At 36.9% G+C, this 12442-nt stretch carries 8 protein-coding genes; 6 read left to right on the forward strand and 2 right to left on the reverse strand.

The features are described from left to right. Both E7C97_RS07920 and E7C97_RS07925 read right to left on the reverse strand, forming a co-directional pair. On the reverse strand, window positions 1-840 hold an 840-nt coding region (locus tag E7C97_RS07920; protein WP_316108775.1), incomplete at its 3' end, for a metal ABC transporter permease. After that, entirely contained in the window at window positions 837-1559 is a 723-nt protein-coding gene (locus E7C97_RS07925) for a metal ABC transporter ATP-binding protein (protein WP_075228047.1), read from the reverse strand. The genes E7C97_RS07920 and E7C97_RS07925, both read right to left, overlap by 4 nt. A gap of 179 nt (window positions 1560-1738) precedes the next feature. Between E7C97_RS07925 and E7C97_RS07930 the strand changes: the two genes are divergently transcribed. The 6 genes from E7C97_RS07930 to E7C97_RS07955 all read left to right on the forward strand — a co-directional run. Beyond that, window positions 1739-3631 (forward strand): M13 family metallopeptidase, encoded by a 1893-nt coding sequence (locus E7C97_RS07930; RefSeq protein WP_316108777.1) that lies wholly within the window; start codon window positions 1739-1741, stop codon window positions 3629-3631. Between the two features lie 448 nt (window positions 3632-4079). After that, window positions 4080-4958, forward strand: coding sequence for a glycosyltransferase family 2 protein (locus E7C97_RS07935; protein WP_316108778.1), 879 nt, complete (start codon window positions 4080-4082; stop codon window positions 4956-4958). Window positions 4959-4976: 18 nt separating this feature from the next. Continuing rightward, on the forward strand, window positions 4977-5969 hold the full coding sequence (locus tag E7C97_RS07940) for a sugar transferase (protein WP_316108780.1): 993 nt from the start codon (window positions 4977-4979) through the stop codon (window positions 5967-5969). A 12-nt stretch (window positions 5970-5981) separates the two neighbouring features. Next, window positions 5982-7730 (forward strand): SP_1767 family glycosyltransferase, encoded by a 1749-nt coding sequence (locus tag E7C97_RS07945; protein ID WP_316108781.1) that lies wholly within the window; start codon window positions 5982-5984, stop codon window positions 7728-7730. Further along, entirely contained in the window at window positions 7730-8617 is an 888-nt protein-coding gene (locus tag E7C97_RS07950; RefSeq protein WP_316108783.1) for a glycosyltransferase family 2 protein, read from the forward strand. The genes E7C97_RS07945 and E7C97_RS07950 overlap by 1 nt, the downstream gene beginning before the upstream one ends. 63 nt (window positions 8618-8680) lie before the next feature. Further along, a partial coding sequence (locus E7C97_RS07955; RefSeq protein WP_316108784.1) for an accessory Sec-dependent serine-rich glycoprotein adhesin occupies window positions 8681-12442 on the forward strand: 3762 nt, incomplete at its 3' end.

Consider the following 12442-nt stretch of genomic DNA (forward strand, 5'->3'; position numbering starts at 1 on the left):
CAAATGTTTATTTTTCAGTTTCAAATATCGTTGTTTTGGAGCGATAAAGAAGCTAATGAGAAAGAAACTAGCAGCTGTGAGCACGATACTAGAACCTGCCGCAACGTTAAAGCTATAGCCGATAAAGAGTCCCAAAACTGAAGCTGTAGCTCCAAAGGTTGAGGAAAGGAAAATCATACTTTTCAGGCTATTAGCATACAGATAAGCAGTTGCAGCTGGGGTAATGAGCATGGCTACGATAAGGATGGTTCCGACACTTTGCATGGCAGTTACTGATACTAGAGTCAAGAGTACCATGAGTAGATAGTGGTAAAAGTTAACAGGCATTCCCATGGCTTTAGCCAAGAGTTCATCAAAGGACGTTATCAAGAGTTGCTTGAAGAAAATCCAGATTAACAAGAGAATGGCTGCCCCTACACCCATAGTAATAAACATATCTGTATCTTGAACAGCAAGAATATTACCAAAAAGGATATGGAAAAGGTCAGTTGAACTTTTAGCGACACTAATCAAGATGATACCGAGAGCTAAGAAAGAAGAAAAGGTAATGCCGATGGCGGTATCGCTTTTGACAATCGAGTTTCCCTTGATGTAGGTAATGATGATAGCAGCTAGCAGTCCAAAGACAATGGCTCCGATAAAGAAGTCAATGCCCAAGATGAAGGAGAGGGCTACACCTGGTAACACAGCATGTGAAATGGCATCTCCCATGAGTGACATCCCACGTAGAATGATGAAACATCCTACAGCTCCAGCTACGACCCCGATAACAATAGCTGTTATCAAGGCATTTTGTAAGAAATGGAATTTTTGCAATCCATCTATAAATTCTGCAATCATAGGTCACCTCCATTGAAAAAGAGTCGATTACCGTAAGCTTCTTTGAGATTGGCTTGGGTAAAGGTTTCTTTGGTCGGACCAAAAGCAATCACTTCTCGATTGACAAGCAAGACTTGATCGAAGTAGTTGGGAACCTTGCTGAGGTCGTGGTGGACGATGAGAACCGTCTTCCCAGCTTTTTTCAGATCTCTCAGCGTATTCATGATAATCTCTTCACTGACTGAGTCAATCCCCACAAAGGGTTCATCTAAGAGGATATAGTCGGCTTCCTGCACCAAACATCTGGCAATCAAGACCCGCTGGAACTGACCTCCAGACAGTTGACTGATTTGACGTTCAGCGTAGTCAGCTAGGTCGACGATTTCAAGGGCCTCTTGCACTTTCTTCCAATGTTTAGCATTTAAACTTCGAAAGAGAGGAATAGAGGGAAATAGTCCTAACGAGACGCATTCCTTGACCTTGATGGGAAAGTTGTAGTCGATATTGATTTTTTGTTCGACATAGGCGATTCGATGTAAGGATTTTTTAACTTCCTTGTCATCGAGAAATGCCTGACCTTGATGTGGGATAATTCCCAGCATACCTTTTAATAATGTTGATTTCCCAGCGCCGTTTGGACCAATAATTCCGGTAATCGTTGGTCCTTGGAGCACTAGTGAAATATCCTTTAGTGCCAACGTTTCTTTGTAGGAGACACTGAGGTTTTCGATACGTATCATACATTTATATTCCTCCTATCTTTTAATATACATTAAAATAAAAATTAAGTCAAGTTAATTTTTGTAAATATTTAAAATATTAACTAGAAAACAATCAGGAGAAGACGGTATTTTTAATTGCATTCCCCAGGGATTTTTGCTAAGCTAGGAATAAGTGAAAATAGGAAAGCGAGAACAAGATGACACGTTATCAAGATGATTTTTATGATGCTATAAATGGTGAGTGGGAAAAGACTGCTGTTATTCCAGCCGATAAATCGAGAACAGGTGGTTTTATCGACCTTGACGAAGAAATTGAAGAGTTGATGCTAACGACGACTGACAAATGGTTGGCAGGAGAAGATCTTCCAGAAGATCCTATCCTAGCAAACTTTGTCAAATACCACAGCATGGTGAGAGATTTCGATAAGCGAGAAGCTGATGGAATTGAGCCAGTTCTTCCTTTATTGGAGGAATACCAGGATTTGGAAAGTTTTGCGGATTTCGCAAGTAAACTAGCAGCATTTGAATTAGCTGGTAAACCAAACTTCCTTCCATTTGGTGTATCACCAGACTTTATGGATGCTAGAACCAATGTTCTTTGGGCTAGTGCTCCAGGAACAATCTTGCCTGATACAACCTACTATGCGGAAGACCATCCACAGCGTGAGGAATTGTTGAACCTTTGGAAAGAAAGTACTTCTAATCTCCTTAAAGCCTATAACTTCTCAGATGAAGAAATCGAAGATCTTTTAGAGAAACGATTGGAATTGGACCGCCGTATCGCAGCTGTGGTCCTTTCAAACGAAGAGAGTTCAGAATACGCCAAACTCTACCATCCATATTCTTATGAAGATTTCAAAAAGTTTGCCCCTGCTCTACCTCTAGATGACTTTTTCCAAGCTGTTCTTGGTCAAGTTCCTGATAAGGTCATCGTAGATGAAGAACGTTTCTGGCAAGCAGCAGAGCAATTTTATAGTGAGGAAGCTTGGCCTTTGCTCAAGGCAAGCTTGATTTTGAGTGTGGTCAATCTTTCAACGATCTATTTGACAGACGAGATTCGTGTATTGTCAGGTGCTTATGGCCGTGCTCTTTCAGGAGTTCCAGAGGCTCAAGACAAACGCAAGGCAGCTTACCATTTAGCTCAAGGACCATTTAAACAAGCGCTTGGTCTTTGGTATGCCCACGAAAAATTCTCTCCAGAAGCCAAAGCAGACGTAGAGAAAAAAGTGGCGACCATGATTGACGTTTATAAGGAGCGTTTGGCTAAGAATGACTGGCTGACTCCTGAAACTCGAGAAAAAGCCATCGTCAAACTCAATGTCATCAAGCCTTATATCGGTTATCCAGAAGAACTTCCAGCTCGCTATAAGGACAAGGTAGTGGATGAATCTGCTAGCCTCTTTGAGAATGCCCTAGCCTTTGCGCGTGTGGAAATCAAGCACAGTTGGAGCAAGTGGAATCAGCCGGTTGACTACAAGGAATGGGGAATGCCTGCTCATATGGTGAATGCCTATTACAATCCACAAAAGAACTTGATTGTCTTTCCGGCTGCTATTTTACAGGCACCATTTTATGACTTGCATCAGTCATCTTCTGCCAACTATGGTGGTATCGGAGCGGTTATCGCCCATGAAATTTCTCATGCCTTTGATACAAATGGGGCTTCCTTTGATGAAAATGGTAGCCTCAAGGATTGGTGGACTGAGAGCGACTATGCAGCCTTCAAAGAGAAAACTCAGAAGGTTATCGACCAGTTTGACGGCCAAGAATCTTACGGCGCAACGATTAACGGTAAATTGACCGTATCAGAAAATGTTGCTGACCTAGGAGGAATCGCTGCAGCGCTAGAAGCTGCCAAGAGAGAGCCAGACTTCTCAGCTGAAGAGTTCTTCCATAACTTTGCTCGTATCTGGCGTATGAAAGGTCGTCCAGAGTTGATGAAACTCATGGCTAGCGTCGACGTACACGCTCCAGCTAAACTCCGTGTCAATGTCCAAGTGCCAAACTTTGATGACTTCTTTACGACCTATGATGTCAAAGAAGGCGACGGCATGTGGCGTTCACCAGAAGACCGTGTGATTATTTGGTAATAAAATTGATATTTTAATTATATTGTTTTCTTGAGAATAAATTCTACGCTAATGGTTAACGACTATCGGTATTGGTATAGTATAGAGATTTATAAGTGAACAATCAGTTTTTAATTTACTCCATTGTCAATTTTCTAGTGATGAAAGAAGTAAAGCTTTTCTATTATCAAATATTTGGCCTTTTGTTAGTTAGGTTAAGGATAGTGTTAATTTTGCATGCATGTTATTAGAGAAACCTTAAATCTCTAATAAAATCATAAAATGGAAAATACGGCTTGCTATACTGGAGCAAGCCGTAAAATATATTGGATCATAAATGAATGATTTTACTATAATAAATTCAACTAGCGTATTTCTTTGATATAACAATAGAAAATAAATGAATACTACTGTAAAAAGAAATATAATAGTGATATAATAAATTATATTGAAAAAATTTAGAGGAATTATGGAAAAGATAAGTGTAATAATACCTGCATATAATGCAGAAAAATATTTAGAACAATGTGTTAAAAGTGTACAATCTCAGATATATGATAATATAGAAATCATTATCGTTAATGATGGTTCAACAGATCGTACAGCTGAAATAATTGAACGATTGAAAGAGAAAGATTTTCGGATTAGAACCTTACATAAAAGGAAGAACGAGGGAATCGGTGCCGCAAGAAATAGTGCTCTTGAACTTGTCACTGGACAATATGTTTTGTTTTTAGATAGTGACGATTGGGTTGATCCCAATCATATCAGTGACCTCTACGATTTATTAGTGAGAACAGATAGTGATGTGTCAATAGCAAATTTTACTCGCTATATTGAATCTGAAAATAGGTATGAAATTCATATTACTGATGACGATTATTATGAGCGGATATTTACTCCCCAAGAGTGGTTTGCTTATCAGTATGGAAAACCACATTATTTAAGTGTGTGTTTTACTGTCCCGTGGTGTAAACTATATAAGCGCTCTCTGTTTGAAAACATCTCATATTATACAGGATCGTTTGGTGAAGATGATCGTACAACTTGGAAATTATACTTAGCAGCAGATAAAATTGCTTATATGCACCGACCAACTATGGTTTATCGTGTAAATAGTGGAAGTTTGACTCAGACTACTGAACAAAGTACAGTATTTTCCGTTGAACCTGTTTTAGAGCGTCTAGCACTATTATCGATGTTAGGATTCAATCTTGAGAATGAAATTGCTGCTTTTGATTGGCGTGCAAACTTTGTTAAAAACACTTCTTTATCTAATGGAAATATAGAGTTGTATAAAGAACTGAAGTTTCAATTGGATATGATAGAGAAATATCGAAAACATTAAGGAAATGTGAGGCGAAAGATGCGCGTTTATATTACGAATATTAATGGTCAGTCTGGGCAGAGTACAGCTCAGTTGTGTCAAAATACGGTTACAGATGTGGCTATTTCTTTAGGATATCGTGAATTAGGAATTTATTGTTATCAAATCCATACAGATACTGAAAGTGAATTGAGTAAACGTTTGGATGGAATTGTGTCAGGATTACGACATGGAGATGTCGTAATTTTTCAAACCCCAACATGGAATACAACGGAATTCGATGAGAAGCTAATGAATAAATTAAAATTATACGATATTAAAATCGTACTATTCATTCACGATGTAGTTCCTCTTATGTTCTCTGGGAATTTTTACCTAATGGATCGAACAATCTCATATTATAATAAAGCAGATGTAATAATCGCTCCAAGTCAGAGAATGATCGATCAGTTGAGAAAATTTGGCCTAAATGTTGCGAAAACAGTAATTCAAGGAATGTGGGATCATCCAACTCAAGCTCCCATGTTTTCAGCAACCTTGAAAAAAGAAATTCATTTCCCTGGGAATCCCGAACGTTTTAGCTTTGTAAAAGAGTGGAATTATGATATTCCTTTAAAATTATATACATGGCAAAGCGCTGAATTGCCACAGAATGTTTATAAAATGAATTATCGACCAGATGAACAACTTCTAATGGAGATGTCGCAGGGAGGATTTGGTTTGGTATGGATGGATGACAAAGATAAGGAGTACCAATCGCTGTATTGTCCATATAAGCTAGGAAGTTTTTTAGCGGCAGGAATTCCTGTTATCGTGCAAGAAGGAATTGCTAACCAAGAATTGATAGAAAAAAATGGTCTCGGTTGGGTTGTTAAGAATATAGAAGAAGCTATTGTTAAAATCCAAAATGTGACTGAAAATGAATATGCTGAATTAGTTAAAAATGTAAGAAGTTTTAATCCTATTTTGAGAGAGGGTTTCTTCACAAGAAAGTTGCTAACAGAATCTGTATTGAAAGCTATGTGTGACTAGAAGGAGTAAATAGTGGAGAGTTTATCAGAAATTAAAGTACTTCCTATCTTGGAAAGTCTTACTTATATTAAACAAAATCATGCTTCTGTTGTTCGGTTTGGGGATGGCGAAGTTGATTTGATGACAGGGCACTCTATTCCATATCAAAAATATGACGATAAATTAGCAAGAAAATTAAAGCAAATTTTACAGACGAAGAGTGATGAAAATCTTCTTGTTTGTTTACCTGATGTTTTTTCAAATATGGAGCGTTATAATCAAAATGCTCGTGTTTTTTGGGAAGGCCATTTTTTAAAGTATTCTAATTTTTATTTAGATAATTGTAATTCCCCATTTTATGGTTCAACATTTATTTCTAGGCCTTATATTGATTTGGTTGACAAATCAGTTTCAGGAACTTATTTTGCATCGTTAAAAGAATTGTGGAAAGGAAAAGATATTTTAATTGTTGAGGGAGCGACATCACGCTCAGGTGTTGGTAATGATCTATTTGCTGACGCTTCTTCTGTTAAACGAATTATATGTCCATCAAAAAATGCATTTCAATATTATGATGAAATTTTTCAACAGATTAAAAAATATGGGAAAGATCGACTAGTGTTGATTATGCTTGGGCCAACAGCAAAAGTTCTTGTTTCTGACTTAGCTTGTCAAGGGTATCAAGCAATTGATTTGGGCCACATTGATTCTGAGTATGAGTGGTATGAGATGGGAGCTACTCATAAAGTAAAATTAGCTAATAAGCATACCGCTGAATTTAATTATGATGAAGGTGTAGAATTGGAACTTGATCAGAACTATCAACGACAAATTATTACTAGAATTGGAATTGATAACTTTAATGAAATACTAGTAGAAAAGGTTGAAAAGATGGATATTAGCGAATTGATTAGTGTTATTGTTCCTGTTTACAACGTAGAACAATATTTAAAACGTTGCCTTGATTCCTTGCTGAAGCAATCGTATGAAAACTTTGAAATTATTTTGGTCAATGATGGTTCAACTGATAGTAGCTCATTGATTTGTGAAGATTATGCTAGAAGAGATGAGCGAATTCGTGTTTTGCATCAAATGAATGCGGGTCCCTCGGCTGCTAGGAATGCTGGTATAGCCTTTGCAAGTGGGAAGTATATCACATTTATTGATTCGGATGATTTTGTGGAGGAAACCTATCTAGAACATTTATATCAAGCCTTAGTGGATAACGGTTCTGATATTTCTATTTGTAATTTTAATTCTTTTAACGAAGAACGACAGTCATTCCTTTTTTCTATTACGAAAGAGAAATACTTTAGCAAAAATTATACAGTTCAAGAATGGATGAATCTAGAAAGTTCTCCAAGTAACAATCTTTTTTTAACATTTACATTTTCACCAACAAAATTGTTCAAAGCAGAACTGTTTGAGGGAGTTCGATTTCCAATAGGGCGACTAAGAGAAGACGACGCAACGATTTATCGTCTTTATTTGAAAGCAAAACAAGTTACCTTTATCAATGAAGGTTCTTATTACTACTCTCAAAGAAAAGAGGGACTTTCTAGAACTCGAATGTTGGACGATATTTCTAGCATGATAACTAATGCAGAGGAGCGGATAGCTCTTCTTGCAGCAATGGGATATGATTTGACTGAGCAGATCAAGTCATATAAGGAACGCTTGAAGAAGTGTTGTGAAGATGCTCTACGAAATGGTCAGATAGAACTTTATCAACAGTGTTGTAACAAGCTGGACCTGATAGAAAATTTTCCGAAGGAGAAATGATGGAAAAAGTAAGTGTGATTGTACCAATATACAATGCAGGAGAATATCTTCGTCCTTGTTTAGAGAGTATCGTTAACCAAACTTATTTGAATCTTGAAATTATTTTAATTAATGATGGTTCAACGGATACATCAGCTGCTATTTGCGAAGAATATCGTCAGAGAGATTCTCGGATTAGAGTTATACACAGGAAATTAGGAGGAAGCGGAGTGGGTGCTGCTAGAAACTCTGCTTTACCATTAGTTACAGGTGATTTTATCTTATTTGTAGATAATGATGACTGGTTAGAACTAAATCATATTGAAATATTATACAAGGATTTAAAAAATACAGGTAGCGACATTGCAGTCGCAAACTTTACAGAGTTCTTTGAAGAAAGACAAAGTTTTGCTTTTCATGTGGATGTGTCGGACCCTTATTTAGAGATTTATACACCTCAGGAATGGTTTGAAAAGCAGTATGATGGGCGATTATCATTTAGTCAGTGCTTTACAGTTCCATGGGGGAAATTATATAAAGCAGAGCTTTTTCAGGATATTGTTTATCCTGAAGAAGAAAAAGTAGAAGATGATCTCACGACCTGGAAAGTATATCTAATGGCTGATCGTATTTCTTATCGTAATTTGGGGTTGTACTATCATCGTAAACGCTCAACTAGTGTGACAAGTGTGGTTGAAATAGAACATGTTTTTCCAATCAAGAGTATTGAAGAACGTGTGACGATACTTTCTCTCATAGGATTTGATATTTCTAATGAATTAAGAGCCTATCGATGGCGACTAGAAAAGCATATGGATAGTTATATTTCACGTGGAGATGCTTATAATTACAAAAAATGTCTGCAAAAGATCAAGATTATAGCAAAATTTTTAGACAAAAATTTTTGAAACGCTCATAAAAAATGGTACAATAAAAAGGATATTGGAGGAAGATAGAAAAACGTGAAAAAAATCGGTAAAAATATCGGAGAAACATCCAGGAAAACTAGAGTTAAAATGCATAAATCTGGGAAAAATTGGGTACGAACCCTTATTTCACAGATTGGTTTAATGCATTTTTTGGGGGGAGCAACCTCAGAACAAAGTGTTAATGTTGATATTTATGAACAGAAGAATATTTCTACAAGTACAATTCTGAAAGGTGCGTTAGCGCTAGGAGCATTAACGGGAGCAACAGTAGTTACAGATAATGCTTTTGCAGATGATATTGTCTTAGCTAAAGAAACAACACTTTCAACTACTGATACTAATGAGGTTAAACTTTCTAGCGAAACTTCTGATTCGTCAATTGAGGAAGAAAAAAATAGTCTTTCACAATCAGAATCAACGTCAGAGTCAGCTAGTGAGTCGACGTCAGTCTCAACTAGTGAGTCAGTATCACAGTCGGTGAGTGAGTCCGTTTCAGAGTCAGTAAGCGAGTCGGTTTCAGAATCAATTTCTGAGTCAGTAAGTGAATCGGTTTCGGAGTCAATCAGTGAATCCGTTTCAGAGTCGGTTAGCGAATCAACTTCAACAAGTATTGTTTTATCTGAATCAGGTGTTGTTTCTGGAAATAAAGCCACATCAACAGGTACTGAAGAAAAACAGGACAGTGTTCGTGAAAATCTAGATAAAATGATTTCAGAAGCTGAAGTGTTGAACGATATGGCTGCTCGTCAATTGATCACACTAGGTGCTGAACAGCAATTGGAACTGATGAAATTATTGGTAGCTACACAATCTCAATTGGAAGCTACTAAAAATCTAATTGGCGATCCTAATGCTACTGTGGCAGATTTACAGATTGCTTATACAACTTTAGGAAATAATACACAAGCACTCGGAAATGAACTGATTAAATTAAGTCCAAATGGTCAAATTTTTGCAGTTTTAAATAATACCGAAGCTACTCGAGCAGCCACCTTGCGCTCAACAACTACTGGGACTAAAACAACCTTTACCATTAGTGATTTCTCAAATGGTGGAACTCAATACTACTGGTCTGGTGGGAGTGCTAATAATCTTTTAAATCCTATTTCTAGTATCTCGGCTATTTATGATTCTGCAACTGGAAAAATTTCGTGGACAGTTGAGTATGATCCAACAAAGATACTGACACATTCTAGATTTACAAAAGGGAATAATTATACAGGGATTTATATTGATACATCATCAGATTCAAAATTAAGTACCCCTACAAATGTATTGATTGATGGCGCTGCAACAAATCCAGTTAAAAATTTTTATGTTGGTAATAGTTCTAAAGGGATACAGTATGTCTCTAAGGGAACAACCTTTGGGGTAAAAAGCCATACAATTACTTTCGATACAGCTTTTAGTGGCACAGCGGCTGATTTAGCTAATTTGAAAATTAAAATGCTAGCTGCTAATAGCGTTTCGAGAAACATTTTTTATGAAGATGGCTCTAAATTAAAGTATGGACGATATAACTCTAAAACAGCTCCGTATGTTGTAGCAAATGATTACGGGACAGCAATTGGTGGCTACCAAGTTGGTGGTGTGAATAAAGATTCTATACCTTCAGATACGACCAGTCAGTCAGAATCAGCGTCTAAATCAGAGTCTACCTCAAAATCAATCTCAGAATCAGTAATTGAATCAATCTCAGAATCAGTGATTAGATCTGTATCAGAATCAGTATCTGAGTCAGTAAGTGAATCAATTTCTGAGTCAGTCTCAGAATCAGTCAGTGAATCAGTTTCTGAATCAGTATCTGAATCAGTATCTGAATCTGTATCAGAATCAATTTCTGAATCCGTATCTGAGTCAGTGTCAGAATCAATTTCAGAATCAGTAAGCGAATCAATTTCTGAATCCGTATCTGAATCAATTTCTGAATCGGTATCAGAATCAGTAAGTGAATCAATTTCTGAATCAGTATCAGAGTCAGTCAGTGAATCAGTTTCTGAATCAGTCTCAGAGTCAGTCTCAGAATCAGTAAGCGAGTCAGTATCAGAATCAATTTCAGAATCTGTATCAGAATCAGTAAGTGAATCAATTTCTGAGTCAGTATCAGAATCAATTTCTGAATCAGTATCAGAGTCAGTAAGCGAATCAGTATCTGAATCAATCTCAGAATCAGTAAGCGAATCGGTATCAGAGTCAGTATCTGAATCAATTTCTGAATCAGTAAGCGAGTCAATTTCAGAGTCAGTATCAGAATCAGTAAGCGAATCGGTATCTGAATCAATTTCTGAATCAGTGTCAGAGTCAGTAAGCGAATCAATTTCTGAGTCAGTATCAGAGTCAGTAAGTGAATCAATTTCAGAATCAGTATCAGAATCAGTAAGCGAATCAGTTTCTGAGTCAGTTTCTGAATCAGTCTCAGAATCAGTAAGCGAATCAATTTCTGAATCAGTAAGTGAATCAATTTCTGAGTCAGTATCAGAATCAGTAAGCGAATCAGTATCTGAATCAATTTCTGAATCAGTAAGTGAATCTGTATCTGAATCAATTTCTGAATCCGTATCTGAGTCAGTAAGCGAGTCAATTTCTGAGTCAGTATCAGAATCAGTATCTGAATCAATTTCTGAATCAGTGTCAGAGTCAGTAAGCGAATCTGTCTCAGAATCAATTTCTGAATCAGTATCAGAATCAGTAAGTGAATCAATTTCTGAATCAGTATCTGAATCAGTATCAGAATCAGTAAGCGAATCAATTTCTGAATCGGTATCAGAATCAGTAAGCGAGTCAGTTTCTGAATCAGTATCAGAATCAGTAAGTGAATCAATTTCTGAGTCAGTATCAGAGTCAATAAGCGAGTCAATTTCTGAGTCAGTATCAGAATCAGTAAGCGAATCAGTGTCTGAATCAGTATCAGAATCAGTAAGTGAATCAGTATCTGAATCAATTTCTGAATCAGTAAGTGAATCAGTATCTGAATCAGTCTCAGAATCAGTAAGCGAATCCGTATCTGAATCAATTTCTGAATCAGTAAGTGAATCTGTATCTGAATCCGTATCTGAATCGGTATCAGAATCAGTAAGCGAGTCAGTATCTGAATCAGTATCAGAATCAGTAAGTGAATCAATTTCTGAGTCAGTATCAGAGTCAGTAAGCGAGTCAATTTCTGAGTCAGTATCAGAATCAGTAAGCGAGTCAATTTCTGAATCCGTATCTGAATCAGTGTCAGAGTCAGTAAGCGAATCAGTTTCTGAATCAATCTCAGAATCAGTAAGCGAATCAGTTTCTGAATCAGTCTCAGAATCAGTAAGTGAATCAGTATCTGAATCAGTATCAGAATCAGTAAGCGAATCTGTATCTGAATCAATCTCAGAATCAGTAAGCGAGTCAATTTCAGAGTCAGTATCTGAATCAGTGTCAGAATCAGTAAGCGAATCTGTATCTGAATCCGTATCAGAGTCAGTAAGTGAATCAATTTCAGAGTCCGTATCTGAATCAATTTCTGAATCAGTAAGTGAATCAGTATCTGAATCAATTTCTGAATCAGTATCTGAATCAGTGTCAGAGTCAGTATCAGAGTCAGTATCAGAATCAGTAAGCGAGTCAATCTCTGAATCAGTTTCTGAATCAGTAAGTGAATCAATTTCTGAGTCAGTATCAGAATCAGTAAGCGAATCAATTTCTGAATCTGTATCAGAATCAGTAAGCGAATCAATTTCTGAATCAGTATCAGAATCAGTAAGTGAATCAATTTCTGAGTCAGTATCAGAGTCAGTCTCTGAATCAATTTCTGAGTCAGTGTCAGAATCA

The sequence above is a fragment of the Streptococcus sp. genome, assembly GCF_032481935.1.
Classification (GTDB): Bacteria; Bacillota; Bacilli; order Lactobacillales; family Streptococcaceae; genus Streptococcus.

Bases quoted from the DNA above. Each gene is read 5' to 3' on its own strand.
- E7C97_RS07930 (WP_316108777.1), top strand. From the start codon at position 1,739: ATGACACGTTATCAAGATGATTTTTATGATGCTATAAATGGTGAGTGG.
- E7C97_RS07925 (WP_075228047.1), bottom strand. From the start codon at position 1,559: ATGATACGTATCGAAAACCTCAGTGTCTCCTACAAAGAAACGTTGGCA.
- E7C97_RS07940 (WP_316108780.1), top strand. From the start codon at position 4,977: ATGCGCGTTTATATTACGAATATTAATGGTCAGTCTGGGCAGAGTACA.
- E7C97_RS07935 (WP_316108778.1), top strand. From the start codon at position 4,080: ATGGAAAAGATAAGTGTAATAATACCTGCATATAATGCAGAAAAATAT.
- E7C97_RS07950 (WP_316108783.1), top strand. From the start codon at position 7,730: ATGGAAAAAGTAAGTGTGATTGTACCAATATACAATGCAGGAGAATAT.